The sequence below is a fragment of the Stenotrophomonas sp. CASM114 genome, from assembly GCF_049384325.1.
GTDB classification, from domain to species: Bacteria; Pseudomonadota; Gammaproteobacteria; order Xanthomonadales; family Xanthomonadaceae; genus Stenotrophomonas; species Stenotrophomonas muris.
The window spans coordinates 13,187-26,057 of record NZ_JBMRGJ010000002.1; the positions used below are offsets into that span (position 1 = coordinate 13,187).

Sequence of the window (12,871 nt, forward strand, 5' to 3'; positions counted from 1 at the left end):
GACGCCGTCTGTGTCGCGTCCGGCCCCTGAATACCAAACTGTGATGAACATCATGCCACTGGCGGGAAACGGACAGCCGCTTCCCCTCGCCTCGTGGGCCTTGCACGGCTTACGATACCCCTCTTGCCGGGCCGCCGGTCATGAGGTTTGAAGTGAGGACTGTTTCACTGTCCGTGACGGGCTGGCCGGCCTACCATCGACGTTCCGGTACATGGGGTGTGCCGGTCGTCGCGATGTCCATGCTGTCTGTCGTACCAGAGAAGGTGGGGAGCCTTCCCGAATGATGAGCGTGCCCACACCGATGGGATCGCCGGGCCGTGACCCGGCCCAGCTCCAGCTTGCCCGGGACATGGTCCTGCCCGCGCTGTGCCAGGCCTTCGGGGCCGCACTGGCGCGATTCGACGATGCCCTGTTCGACCGCGCCGGCAATGCCGGCTCGTCGCAGTTGCTGTTCCTGGACGCGATGCGCGAACTGCGCCGCCGCCGTGAAGAGATCGCTGCCGCCTTCGCCGGCCACCTGCAGCAGGCGTGGGCCGCATTGGCGGCCGGTGAGCCGCTGTCGGCCGAGGCGACCCTGTCGGGGCCGGCCGAGGATGGCCTGAGCCTGCTGGCCGAACACGTACTGGAATCGCGGTTGGCGGTGCGCAATTTCGCCACTGTATTGCTGCGTGACTTCAAGCCGGTGCTGGCGCGGCTGGACCGCCGCCTGGGCCGGTTGATCGGCGGCGTGGAACTGGACGCCGACCACAATCCCATCAGCCCCGAACATCTGGGCGTGGCCATCCACGAGGCCTTTGCCGGCTGCGAACTGGCCCCGGAAGTGCATCTGGTGCTGATCAAGCTGTGCGAGCGCGACCTGCGTGCACCGGTCGGCCGCATCTACGAGAAGCTGGACGAGCAGCTGGCCGCAGCCGGCGTGATGTCGCAGATGGGGGCTCCGCAGCGCCCACAACCGCCGGCACCGGATCCGCGCATGACCGGGATGCTGGATGACCTGGTCGAGCATCGCCACGGCGCGGGCGTCGATCCGGGGTTCAGCGATGACGAGCAGGCCGCACCGGCCTGGGCGCAGCGCTTTGCCGCCCGCGGGTCCGAGCGCCGCGGGCATATGCAGCAGCACCTGGGCGGCGATGATGGCGCCGCCGGCGAGGCCTACGCCGGCCAGCAGGGCATGCTGCTGGAAGCGTTGCACGAACTGTTGCAGCAGACCCGCCATGTGCGTGAGGACGCCACGTCTGCGGCACAGGTGGCGGTCGGCCAGCAGCGCCCGCTCAGCCAGCGCGAAATGATGTCGGTGCTGTCGCTGCTGCAGGCCACGCCGAGCGCGACCCTGCGCGCGGCCATCGGCGAGGACGGCGAATCGCTGGCGCAGCGGCTGAAGAGCGAAGTGCTGTCCAGCGCCACCCAGCTCGGCGTCGATCCGGGCCAGACCCGGCTGGACCCGCAGGACGAGGACGCCATCGATCTGGTCGGCATGCTGTTCGATGTGATGCTGGACGAACGTGAACTGGAAGGCCGCTCGCGCGAACTGATCGGCCGCCTGGTCGTGCCTTTCGTCAAGGTCGCCATGCTCGACCGCCGCATGTTCGTGCAGAAGACCCATCCGGCGCGCAAGCTGCTCAATTCGCTGGCCGAGGCCTGCGAGGGCAACACCGGCGAAAGCCAGGCCGAGCGCATGCTGATGGCCAAGGTCGAGGAGATCATCGAGCGCCTGGTGGCCGAGTTCAACGAGAACCTGGCGATCTTCCTGACCCTGGAAGAAGAATTCCGCGAGTTCCTGGTGCAGCATCGCCGCCGCGTGGAAATCGCCGAGCGTCGCGCCGCAGAAACGCAGCGCGGCCAGGAAAAGCTGGAAATGGCCCGCACCCGGGCCGGTGCGGAACTGGATCGTCGCATCGGTGATGCCACCCTTCCGCCGGCCATTGCCGAGTTCCTGCGCCAGCCCTGGCAGCACCACCTGACCCTGGCGCTGCTGCGCGAGGGCGAAGAAGGCGCGTCGGTGGCCGAGGCACTGAGCCTCGGCGACGGCCTGCTGGAGGAAGTGGCCGAGGCACGCCGGCAGATTGTCGGCAAGCCATGGCTGCAGGCCTGGCAGCCGGTGCTGGCCAAGGTGTTTGCCAGCGTCGGTGTGCACGGCGATGCGGCTACCGGCGCGATCGACGCCCTGCACGACACGTTGCAGGGCATCGCCGAGTCGCGGCCGGAACTGCAGCGCGCGCTGCCCGAGCTGCCGCAGGTCGCGCTGCCGGCACCGCCGGTGGCCGAATCGCCAGCGGTGGAACTCAGCGGGCAGATCGATGCCGACGATTTCGACAACGCCGATGCCGACCGCTTCCGACGCATGGAAATCGGCAACTGGTTGGACTTCGTCGACAAGGACGGCAAGGTCCAGGCGGGCAAGCTGTCCTGGGTCAGCCCGATTTCCTCGCGCCTGCTGTTCGTCAACCGTCGCGGCGTGCGCTTCTGCGTGGCCTCGCCAGAAGAGCTGGCGGTGATGGTGCGGCTCGGCCGCCTGCGTGCCCACGTTGACGATGGCGCCTTCGACAGCGCCATGCAGGGCGTGATCGACCGCCTCGACCCGGGCAGCACCACCCTGCACTGAGTGCTGGCTGCCTGCTAGGATCGGGAAAACTCACCGATCAGCGGGGACCTGCATGGCCGTGGCGTTGCTGGGGATCAAGGAGACCGCGCCGGGTGAACGGCGCGTGGCGTTGACACCGGAAACCGCGCGCAAGCTCGGTGCCCTCGGCATTACGGTCTGGTACGAGGCCGGCGCCGGGCTGGCCGCCGGCTTCACCGATGCCGCCTATGACGACGCCGGCGCACGTGTCTTCGACGCGGGCCGCTGGGCCGAGATCGATATCCTGCTGTGCGTGCAGGCACCTCCTGCGACGGTGCTGGAGCAGCTCAGGCCCGGTGCCAGCGTGGTTGGCCTGCTGGCCCCGGCCAACGATCCGACGCTGGCCGCGCTGGCGGCCGATGATCGCCTGCAGCTGTTCTCGCTGCAGCAGCTGCCGCGCACCACCCGCGCGCAGGCGATGGATGTACTCAGTTCGCAGGCCGGCATGGCCGGCTACAAGGCAGCGCTGATTGCCGCCGAACGCGCGCCGCGCTTCTTCCCGATGCTGACCACCGCCGCTGGCACCGTGCGGCCGGCCAAGGTGCTGGTGATCGGTGCCGGCGTGGCGGGCCTGCAGGCCATCGCCACCGCGCGGCGCCTCGGTGCACAGGTGGAAGGTTTCGATGTGCGCCCGGAAACCCGCGAGCAGATCCAGTCACTGGGTGCGCGCTTCCTCGATCTTGGCGTGAGCGCGACCGGTGAAGGCGGCTACGCGCGTGCGTTGACCGACGAGGAGCGCGCCGAGCAGCAGCGTCGGCTGGCCGACCACCTGCGCAGCGTGGACGTGGTGATCTGCACGGCTGCCGTACCCGGTCGGCCGGCGCCGACCATCGTGACCGCCGCGATGGTGGAGGGCATGGCCACCGGCAGCGTCATTGTCGATCTGGCGGCCGAGAGCGGCGGCAACTGTGCACTGACCCAGCCGGGGCACTGCATCGAACACCAGGGCGTGACCATCGATGGTCCGCTGGGCCTGGCCAGTCGCGGCGCGACCCAGGCCAGTGAGATGTATGCGCGCAACCTGCTCAACTTCGTTGCGCTGTTCGTGCGCGAGGGGCGGCTCGGTTTCGACTGGGACGACGAGCTGCTGGCAAAGACGCGCTGGCAGGCATGAATGACGCGGGGTCAGATCCCTTTGCCTCTGGCAAAGGGATCTGACCCCGATCTCCCGCAATCTGCCAGGGGTCGGATCCCTTTGCGTCAGCAAAGGGCTCTGACCCCGTTCCCCGGGGCCTTACCGCGGCTTCGCCGGCGGCGGGTTGTCGCGCACCCAGTCCCGGCGCTGCTCCGGCGTCATCTGCGACCAGCGCTCGCGCAGCGCGTCGCGCTGTGCCGGCGGCATGTTGCGCATCTGCCCGAACAGGGCGCGTGCCTGTTCACGCTGTTCCGGGCTCATGTGCTCGAAGCGGCGCAGGCCGCGGCGGGCCTTGTCGCGCTCCTCCTGGCTCATCGATTGCCAGCGCTGGCCGTGCGAGAGCATGCGCTGGCGCTGGCCGGCATCAGCGCTGTTCCAACGGTCGCGCAGCGGCGCCAGCAGGGACTCTCGCTGGGATTCGCTCAATTGCTCCCACGCAGGCAATGGCGCGACCGGTGCGGCAGGGGCGGGCGTGGCGTTCTGCGCCAGCACCGGAACGGCCGGCAGCAGCGCCAGGGTCAACAGCAGTGGCAGGGCAAGCAGTCGGGACATGATTTACTCCATCGCCAGGTCGGTATCGCCCAGCCACAGGTACAGATCGGGATTTTCGTCGTAGAGCGCGCCGTTGTCTTCCACTGACGCAAGCACGGGGTCCGGCGGCGGACCCGCAAGCGTGCCATGGCCGGTGAACTGCAGGCCGATGCCCAGTGCAACCACCAGTGAGCAGGCGCTGGCCAGCCACCAGCGCCTGCGCCCGCGATGGGTGGTGGCCGTGGCGCCGTGGCGAGCTTGGCGCAGCCGGGCCAGCGTTGCCGGCGACAGCGCCTGCAGCGACTGCGCGTGCAGGCGGCGCAGGGTGTCATCGGAAGGCAGGGAGCGGTTCACGGGTGGGTCTCCAGGTAGTCCTGCAGCGCCTGCCGGGCGCGTGCCAGATGGGTTTTTACCGCGCCTTCGCTGCAGCCCATGGCGCGGGCGGTGGTGGCCCCGTCCAGGTCCTGCAGCACGCGCAGGGTGAAGGCCTCGCGCTGGCGGGCGGGCAGGGTGCGCAATGCGTCCACCAGCTGCTGGTACTGCTGGCGCTGCTCATGTGCCTGTGCCGGGTCCGGGCCGGGATCGGCCCAGTCGATCTCGCCGCCTTCCGCGTCCTGGTTGTCGCGCCAGAACGGCAGGCGGAAGCGGCGCCGGCGCTGCAGGTCGATCACCCGGCGGCGCAGGATGCTCCAGAACAGCGGCGCCCATTCGGCGGCCGGCTTGTCGGTGTAATCCAGCATGCGCAGCAGCGCGTCCTGCACCGCATCCATGGCGTCTTCGCGCTGGCGCAGGCCGGCCTCGGCGAAGCGGAACGCACGCGGGCCGACGCTGGCCAGGAATGCCTCCAGCGATGCCGGCAGGGCATCGGTCTCGGCGCTCGGGGGGGCGGGGCTGCTCACCAGCACAGGGTACGGTTCCTCGCTCGGGGTCACCATCGACAACGCGTGAGCGGCGCTCCGGTTGACGCCGGGTGCGCGCCGGGTTCAGCCCATGGTTATGATGGGCCGACGAAGACAGAGCAGGAGCGTTGCCGGTGAGTGACGGGTTCGTAGCGCTGTACATCTTCATGCTGGCAGCCATCGCCGGCCACGTGATCATTTCGCGGGTGCCGGTGATCCTGCATACCCCGCTGATGTCGGGTTCCAACTTCATCCACGGCATCGTGCTGATCGGCGCGATGGTGGTACTGGGGCATGCGCAGACGCCGCTGGAGAAGGCACTGGGCTTCCTGGCCGTGGTGCTCGGTGCCGGCAATGCCGCCGGTGGCTACGTGGTCACCGCGCGCATGCTGGAAATGTTCAAGCCGAGCGCGCCCAGGGGCGGCAAGGACGCACCGAAGGAGCCGCAGGCTTGAACATCAGCACCGTCGAACTGCTCGACTGGCTGGTCAAGGCCAGCTACCTGGTCGCCGCCACGCTGTTCCTGCTCGGCCTGCAGCGCATGGCCTCGCCGCTGACCGCGCGCAGCGGCATCCGCTGGGCCGGGCTGGGCATGCTGCTGGCCACCGCGGCCACCTTCTTCCTGCCCGAACTGCACAACGTGCCGTTGATCCTGGTGGCACTGCTGCTGGGTGCGGGCCTGGCCTGGTGGTCGGCCGGCAAGGTTGCCATCACCGACATGCCGCAGATGGTGGCGCTGTACAACGGCATGGGTGGTGGCTCGGCGGCGGCGATCGGTGCGGTGGAACTGCTGCGCTATGCCTTCCTGGCCCACCGCGATACCAGCCACTGGAGCGCGCAGGCGCTGGCCGACCTGGCCGCGCGCCAGCCGTCCGGCACGATGCTGCTGCTGGCGGTGGTCGGCGCGGCGATCGGCGCGGTGTCGCTGTCCGGCTCGGTGATCGCGTGGGCCAAGCTGGATGGACGCCTGGACAAGCGCGTGACCTGGCCCGGCCAGCAGGTGATGAACCTGCTGGTGGCGCTGGCGGTGGTGGTGCTGGCGATCATCGCGGCCAGTACGCTCAGTGCCTGGGCGATCGTCGCCTTCTTCGTGCTGGCACTGGCGCTGGGCGTGCTGATGACGCTGCCGATCGGCGGTGCCGACATGCCGGTGGTGATCTCGCTGTACAACGCGTTCACCGGCCTGGCAGTGTCGTTCGAAGGTTATGTGCTGGGCAACGAGGCGCTGATCATCGCCGGCATGATGGTCGGCGCGGCCGGCATCCTGCTGACCCGGCTGATGGCCAAGGCGATGAACCGGCCGATCCGCAACGTGCTGTTCTCCAACTTCGGCGGCGGTGCTGGTGGCGAAGCGCAGGCGATCAGCGGCGCGCAGAAGCCGATCGAAGCCCCGGATGTCGCGGCGATGATGGCCTACGCCGAACGCGTGGTGATCGTGCCTGGATACGGCATGGCCGTGGCCCAGGCCCAGCACAAGATCTGGGAACTGGCGCAGCGGCTGGGCCAGCGCGGGGTGAAGGTGAAGTTCGCCATCCACCCGGTCGCCGGGCGCATGCCCGGGCACATGAACGTACTGCTGGCCGAAGCCGGCGTGCCCTACGACCTGATCGCCGACATGGACGACATCAACCCGGAGTTCACCAACACGGACGTGGTGCTGGTGATCGGTGCCAACGACGTGGTCAATCCGGTCGCGCGCACTGATCCGGCCAGCCCGATCTACGGCATGCCGGTGCTGGACGTGGTCAACGCGCGCAACGTGGTGGTGATCAAGCGCGGCAAGGGCACCGGCTTCGCCGGTATCGAGAATGCGCTGTTCTACGCTGACAATACCCGCATGCTCTATGGCGACGGCGCCGAAGCGGCCGCCTCGCTGGTGAGCGAGCTGAAGGCGCTAGACGGCGGGCATTGAAGACCGGGGTCGGATCCCTTTCCGCAGGACAGGGCTCTGACCCCTTTGCCGGCCAGCGGCCGGCACTACCGGATCCGCGCGTGGCGGCTGCATCTGGTAGGTGCGGACCTGGGGCCCCACGCTTTTGCCGGCCAGCGGCCGGCACTACCGGATCCGCGCGTGGTGGTTGCATCTGGTAGGTGCGGACCTTGGTCCGCACGCTTTTGCCGGCCAGCGGCCGGCACTACCCTCCATCGGCGCGTGGCGGCTGCATCTGGTAGGTGCGGACCTTGGTCCGCGCGCTTTTGCCGGCCAGCGGCCGGCACTACCGGATCCGCGCGTGGTGGTTGCACCTGGTAGGTGCGGACCTTGGTCCGCGCGCTTTTGCCGGCCAGCGGCCGGCACTACCGGATCCGCGCGTGGCGGCTGCCTCTGGTAGGTGCGGACCTTGGTCCGCACGCTTTTGCCGGCCAGCGGCCGGCACTGCCGGATCCGCGCGTGGTGGTTGCATCTGGTAGGTGCGGACCTTGGTCCGCACGCTTTTGCCGGCCAGCGGCCGGCACTACCCCCCATCCGCGCGTGATGGTTGCCTCTGGTAGGTGCGGACCTTGGTCCGCGCGCTTTTGCCGGCCAGCGGCCGGCACTACCGGATCCGCGCGTGGCGGCTGCCTCTGGTAGGTGCGGACCCTGGTCCGCACGCTTTTGCCGGCCAGCGTCCGGCATTAACCCCATCCGCGCGTGGCGTGGATCTACGCGCTCAGCGCGCCAGCCAGGCGCCGACGACCACGGCCACGGCCAGCCACAGCCATTCCATCGCGCCATTGGCCAGGGTGATCAGGGTCCAGGCCAGGTGCGGGCCCATCCGCGTGGTGGCGTCCCACAGGTCCAGACCGATCGAGCCGCCCATCCAGGCGCTGGCGATGGCCCAGTTGGCCACCGCGGCCACCAGCAGGGTGCCGAGCACGACCAGGGCGATGCGCAACCGGCCCGGGCCCAGTGTGCCCAGGCGCAGCATGAACACCAGTTCCAGGGCGGACACTACCGCCATCCAGCCGACCTGTCGGCCGGTCATCAGCGCCAGGACCATCCAGGCGAGGGGAGCAACAAGCAGACCCAGCAACAGCATGAGGGACCAGAGCCAGGTGACGGTCCTGGCACGCGCGGCAATGGAGGACATCGAAGCTCCCTGAAGATCACCCACAGGATACTGTGGTTTGCCGCAGTGCACCGGCGGTGCCGGGGCGGCTGGGCTAGAATGCCGTCTTGCGTGGCCCCGGCCACGGCCCCATATCGGTCCCCATGTATTCCCGTAGCAGCGAACCTGTCCACTTCGAACGCGACTGCGAGGCCGTGATGGTCCCGCAGGGCGATACCGTGACCCTGCCCGCCGGCAGCTATGGGTACATCACCCAGGCGCTGGGCGGCAGCTATTCGGTGTTCGTCGAGGGCAACCTGTTCCGCATCGCCGGCAAGGACGGCGACGCCATCGGCAAGGAGGCGCCGGCACCGCTCGAGCTGCCGGCCGACGCCACCGATGAGCAGGTGGAACAACTGGTGTGGCAGCAGCTGCGCACCTGCTTCGACCCGGAGATTCCGGTCAACATCGTTGAACTGGGCCTGGTCTATGAAGTCGAGATCAAGCATCTGGACGAAGGCAAGCGCGAGATCGACGTGAAGATGACCCTGACCGCACCGGGCTGTGGCATGGGCGAGATCCTGGTCGACGACGTGCGCAGCAAGCTTGAAATGATCCCGACGGTGGCCGAGGCCGACGTCGACCTGGTGTTCGACCCGCCGTGGAACCAGCACATGATGTCCGAGGCGGCGCGGCTCGAGACCGGCATGCTTTGACCCAGGGCCCGCAGTGACGCGGGCCCGGCACTACCCGCAACCAGAACAGGAATCCTCCGGTGTCCCAGTCCATTCCCAGCTTCGCCGTCACCCGTTCGGACCACCCGCGCAGCGCTGAAGAGCGCGCCAAGATCCTGGAGAAGCCGGGCTTCGGCCTGCACTTCACCGATCACATGGTGGAAGTGCGCTGGGACAAGGATGCCGGCTGGCACAACGCCAGTGTGCGTGCCTACGGCCCGCTGCAGCTGGACCCGGCCGCGGCCGTGCTGCACTACGGCCAGGAGATCTTCGAAGGCATCAAGGCCTACCGCCATGCTGACGGCTCGATCTGGACCTTCCGCCCGGATGCCAACGGCCGTCGCCTGCAGCGTTCGGCGCAGCGCCTGGCGCTGCCGGAACTGCCGGTGGAGATCTTCGTCGAATCGCTGAAGCAGCTGATCGCCGTCGACAGCGAGTGGGTGCCGTCGGCCGACGAGTCGAGCCTGTACTTCCGCCCGTTCATGATCGGCGACGAAGCCTTCCTCGGCGTGCGCGGCGCGCACAAGGCCGGCTACTACGTCATCGCCAGCCCGGCCGGCCCGTACTTTGCCAAGGGCGTGGCCCCGGTGTCGATCTGGCTGTCCACCGAATACGCGCGCGCGGCCAAGGGCGGCACCGGCGCCGCCAAGTGCGGTGGCAACTACGCCGCCTCGCTGCTGCCGCAGCAGAAGGCGCAGGCGCAGGGCTGCTCGCAGGTGCTGTTCCTGGACCCGGTCGAAGGCAGGTACCTGGAAGAACTGGGCGGCATGAACGTGTTCCTGGTCTACAAGGACGGCACGCTGGTCACCCCGGAACTGTCCGGCAGCATCCTCGAGGGCATCACCCGCGAGAGCATCCTGCAGCTGGCGCGCGACCGTGGCATGAAGGTCGAAGAGCGCAAGGTCAGCATCGACGAGTGGAAGGACGGCGTGGCCTCCGGTGCGATCAGCGAAGTGTTTGCCTGTGGCACTGCGGCGGTGGTCACCCCGATCGGCCAGCTGAAGGGCGAGGGTTTCTCGGTGGGCGACATCAACGCGCCGGCCGGCGAAGTGACCATGTCGCTGCGCAAGGAACTGACCGACATCCAGTACGGCCGCCTGCCGGACCGGCACAACTGGCTGGTCAAGCTGGGCTGATCGCTCACGCTGAACTGTAGAGCCGAGCCCACGCCCGACTGCGTTTCTGGAAAGCCCGTCCCTGTGACGGGCTTTCTGCGTTTTGGACAGGTGGGTGGGGTCAGATCCCTTTTCCGTGGGAAAAGGGATCTGACCCCACCCACTCCGACCCCGAATCGGCGGATGCCGATGTCGGCAAAGTCATCGCAGGACAGGTGATGACCCAGTCAGGTGTGTGCAGGAGATGAGAAAGTTCCTTCACCTTCACAAACCCTCGACCCGGGAAGTCTCAGAACGAACATTTCATCTTGCTGAAAAGACGCTGAAAATCTTGTGGTGTCCGGTTTTGGTCATTAGCGTCATCTGCACGGCGGATCGATAGGGGGATCCGCTGACTCGCCGGACTTCGAACCTCGCCAACGCAAGCCAGCCCATGGTTCGGGCCGGTGCTTCTGCCGATTCCGGCATTCACACCACTAGAAAGGGAAATACGATGTCCCAGGTAACGCAACCGCGTGTGCGTCGAGTGTGGGTGGTCCTTGGTGCGTCCGTTCTGTCATCGCTGCTGCTGGCCACGCCTGCGCTGGCCGGTGACGTCCAGCTCAGCGGCCTGCAGTCCGCGCCGACGCACCAGCGCTTCATCGTGAAGTACCGCGACGGCAGTGCGCCGGTGGCCAACACCACCGCACTGGCCTCTTCGCTGAAGAGTGCCGCCGCCGGCCTGGCCAGCAGCCAGGGCCGTGCGCTGGGCCTGCAGCAGGTCCGCAAGCTGGCCGTCGGCCCGACCCTGGTCAGGACCGACCGCCCGCTTGACCAGGCTGAATCCGAGCTGCTGATGCGCAAGCTGGCCGCCGACCCGAACGTGGAATACGTCGAAGTCGACCAGATCATGCGTGCGACGCTGACCCCGAATGACACCCGCTTCAGCGAACAGTGGGGCTTTGGTACCTCCAACGCGTCGATCAACGTGCGGCCGGCCTGGGACAAGGCCACCGGCACCGGCGTGGTGGTGGCCGTGATCGATACCGGCATCACCAACCATCCCGATCTCAACGCCAACATCCTGCCCGGCTATGACTTCATCAGCGATGCCGCGATGGCGCGCGATGGCGGTGGCCGCGACAGCAACCCGAACGACGAGGGCGACTGGTATGGCGCCAACGAGTGCGGCTCGGGCATCCCGGCGTCCAACTCCAGCTGGCACGGCACCCACGTCGCCGGCACCGTGGCGGCGGTGACCAACAACAGCACCGGCGTGGCCGGCACGGCGTTCAACGCCAAGGTCGTCCCGGTGCGCGTGCTCGGCAAGTGCGGCGGCTATACCTCCGACATCGCCGATGCGATCGTGTGGGCCTCCGGCGGCACCGTCAGTGGCGTGCCGGCCAATGCCAATCCGGCGGAAGTCATCAACATGTCGCTGGGCGGCGGCGGCACCTGCTCGGCCACCTACCAGAACGCGATCAACGGCGCGGTCAGCCGCGGCACCACCGTGGTGGTCGCCGCCGGCAACAGCAACACCAACGTGTCCTCGTCGGTGCCGGCCAACTGCGCGAACGTGATCGCGGTGGCGGCCACGACCTCGGCCGGTGCGCGTGCCAGCTTCTCCAACTATGGTGCCGGCATCGACATTTCCGGCCCGGGCCAGAGCATCCTGTCCACCCTCAACACCGGCACCACCACGCCGGGCAGCGCCACCTATGCGTCCTACAACGGCACCTCGATGGCGGCGCCGCATGTGGCCGGTGTGGTGGCCCTGATGCAGTCGGTGGCGCCGAGCCCGCTGAGCCCGGCACAGGTCGAGAGCATCATCAAGAGCACCGCACGCCCGCTGCCGGGCGCCTGCTCGGGGGGCTGCGGCGCCGGCATCGTCGACGCCAACGCGGCCGTGGATGCGGCGATCAATGGCGGTGGCCCGAACCCGGGCGGCAACGTGCTGCAGAACAACGTGCCGGTGACCGGCCTGGGCGCCGCGACCGGTGCCGAGCTGAACTACACCGTCGCCGTTCCGGCCGGCAGCACCCAGCTGCGCGTGGCAATCAGTGGCGGCAGCGGTGATGCCGACCTGTACGTTCGCCAGGGCAGTGCCCCGACCGATACCACCTACACCTGCCGTCCGTACCTGAGCGGCAACAGCGAGACCTGCACCATCAACAGCCCTGCCGCCGGCACCTGGTATGTGCGGGTGAAGGCGTACAGCACCTTCTCGGGCCTGACCCTCAACGCCCAGTACTGAGCCCAAGTCCCTCTCCAAGGGCACGCCCTGGCTTCGGCCGGGGCGTTTTTGTCCGGGTGGGTGCCGACCTCGGCCGGCACGCTGTTCCTCAGACCGACTCGAAACGGTTCGCCGCCACGTTCTTGCGCACGTGCTGCGGGTCGAAGATCCGCCCGTTCATCGCGATGTACACGCCGCTCGGCAGCGACTGCACCGCACCGATCGCACAACCGATGTTGAACTCCGCATCCGAGCCGCGGAAGCGTGCCGGGCTCAGCGCACCGGTCATCACGATGGTCTTGTCCGGGATCGTCGCCAGCACCTTGCCGGTCTGCACCATCGAATCGGTGCCGTGGGTCACCAGCACGTGCCGGGTGGGCTGCGCGGCGATGGTGGCGCGGATCAGCTCGCGGTCCTCGTCGTTGATGTGCAGCGAATCCTTGCGCAGGATCGGAATCACGTTGAAGCGGAACGTCACGCCCAGCTCGCGCAGGATCATGCCGATCTGCGGATCGCCGATCTGGTAGTCCGACTTGTCGTCGAAGTAGATCTTGTCGATCGTGCCACCGGTGGTGACGACCAGGAGCTCTTCCATCATG

Annotated in this window: 12 protein-coding genes; 7 read left to right on the plus strand and 5 right to left on the minus strand. The window is 68.1% G+C overall.

Annotated elements, in window-relative coordinates; genetic code table 11:
- The first annotated feature begins 280 nt into the window (after positions 1 to 280).
- Positions 281 to 2,602 carry a DUF1631 domain-containing protein gene (locus VG566_RS02580; RefSeq protein ID WP_241884925.1) on the plus strand — a complete coding sequence of 774 codons (2,322 nt, stop codon included), beginning with the start codon at positions 281 to 283 and terminating at the stop codon, positions 2,600 to 2,602.
- A 52-nt stretch (positions 2,603 to 2,654) separates the two neighbouring features.
- Positions 2,655 to 3,734, plus strand: a complete 1,080-nt coding sequence (locus tag VG566_RS02585) for an NAD(P) transhydrogenase subunit alpha (protein WP_241884926.1) — start codon at positions 2,655 to 2,657, stop codon at positions 3,732 to 3,734.
- A 120-nt stretch (positions 3,735 to 3,854) separates the two neighbouring features.
- On the opposite strand, the gene VG566_RS02590 is transcribed toward VG566_RS02585, so the two are convergent.
- The 3 genes from VG566_RS02590 to VG566_RS02600 are packed head-to-tail and all read right to left on the minus strand — an operon-like array spanning position 3,855 to position 5,221.
- Complete coding sequence (locus VG566_RS02590) at positions 3,855 to 4,307, minus strand: DUF3106 domain-containing protein (protein WP_164109967.1); 453 nt, start codon at positions 4,305 to 4,307, stop codon at positions 3,855 to 3,857.
- A 3-nt stretch (positions 4,308 to 4,310) separates the two neighbouring features.
- On the minus strand, positions 4,311 to 4,640 hold the full coding sequence (locus tag VG566_RS02595; RefSeq protein WP_164109965.1) for a DUF3379 domain-containing protein: 330 nt from the start codon (positions 4,638 to 4,640) through the stop codon (positions 4,311 to 4,313).
- Positions 4,637 to 5,221 (minus strand): RNA polymerase sigma factor, encoded by a 585-nt coding sequence (locus VG566_RS02600; protein WP_080052964.1) that lies wholly within the window; start codon positions 5,219 to 5,221, stop codon positions 4,637 to 4,639. The genes VG566_RS02595 and VG566_RS02600 overlap by 4 nt, the downstream gene beginning before the upstream one ends.
- A gap of 98 nt (positions 5,222 to 5,319) precedes the next feature.
- Here VG566_RS02600 and VG566_RS02605 point away from each other — a divergent pair, with 98 nt between their 5' ends.
- Both VG566_RS02605 and VG566_RS02610 read left to right on the plus strand, forming a co-directional pair.
- The gene (locus tag VG566_RS02605; RefSeq protein ID WP_164109963.1) at positions 5,320 to 5,640 is read left to right on the plus strand and encodes an NAD(P) transhydrogenase subunit alpha; all 321 of its coding nucleotides are present in this window, start codon (positions 5,320 to 5,322) and stop codon (positions 5,638 to 5,640) included.
- Positions 5,637 to 7,097 carry an NAD(P)(+) transhydrogenase (Re/Si-specific) subunit beta gene (locus VG566_RS02610; protein WP_032956961.1) on the plus strand — a complete coding sequence of 487 codons (1,461 nt, stop codon included), beginning with the start codon at positions 5,637 to 5,639 and terminating at the stop codon, positions 7,095 to 7,097. The genes VG566_RS02605 and VG566_RS02610 overlap by 4 nt, the downstream gene beginning before the upstream one ends.
- A gap of 736 nt (positions 7,098 to 7,833) precedes the next feature.
- On the opposite strand, the gene VG566_RS02615 is transcribed toward VG566_RS02610, so the two are convergent.
- Positions 7,834 to 8,253, minus strand: coding sequence for a hypothetical protein (locus VG566_RS02615; RefSeq protein ID WP_241884927.1), 420 nt, complete (start codon positions 8,251 to 8,253; stop codon positions 7,834 to 7,836).
- Between the two features lie 122 nt (positions 8,254 to 8,375).
- Between VG566_RS02615 and sufT the strand changes: the two genes are divergently transcribed.
- From sufT to VG566_RS02630, 3 genes are all read left to right on the plus strand, one after another.
- Positions 8,376 to 8,927: a putative Fe-S cluster assembly protein SufT gene (sufT, locus tag VG566_RS02620; protein WP_005415385.1), complete on the plus strand. Its 552-nt coding sequence runs from the start codon at positions 8,376 to 8,378 to the stop codon at positions 8,925 to 8,927.
- A 59-nt stretch (positions 8,928 to 8,986) separates the two neighbouring features.
- Entirely contained in the window at positions 8,987 to 10,081 is a 1,095-nt protein-coding gene (locus VG566_RS02625) for a branched-chain amino acid aminotransferase (protein WP_049440133.1), read from the plus strand.
- Between the two features lie 472 nt (positions 10,082 to 10,553).
- Positions 10,554 to 12,293 (plus strand): S8 family peptidase, encoded by a 1,740-nt coding sequence (locus VG566_RS02630; RefSeq protein WP_046429039.1) that lies wholly within the window; start codon positions 10,554 to 10,556, stop codon positions 12,291 to 12,293.
- An 88-nt stretch (positions 12,294 to 12,381) separates the two neighbouring features.
- Here the strand turns inward: VG566_RS02630 and VG566_RS02635 are convergent, their stop codons facing one another.
- Positions 12,382 to 12,867 carry an asparaginase domain-containing protein gene (locus VG566_RS02635; protein WP_010481766.1) on the minus strand — a complete coding sequence of 162 codons (486 nt, stop codon included), beginning with the start codon at positions 12,865 to 12,867 and terminating at the stop codon, positions 12,382 to 12,384.
- Positions 12,868 to 12,871 lie beyond the last annotated feature (4 nt).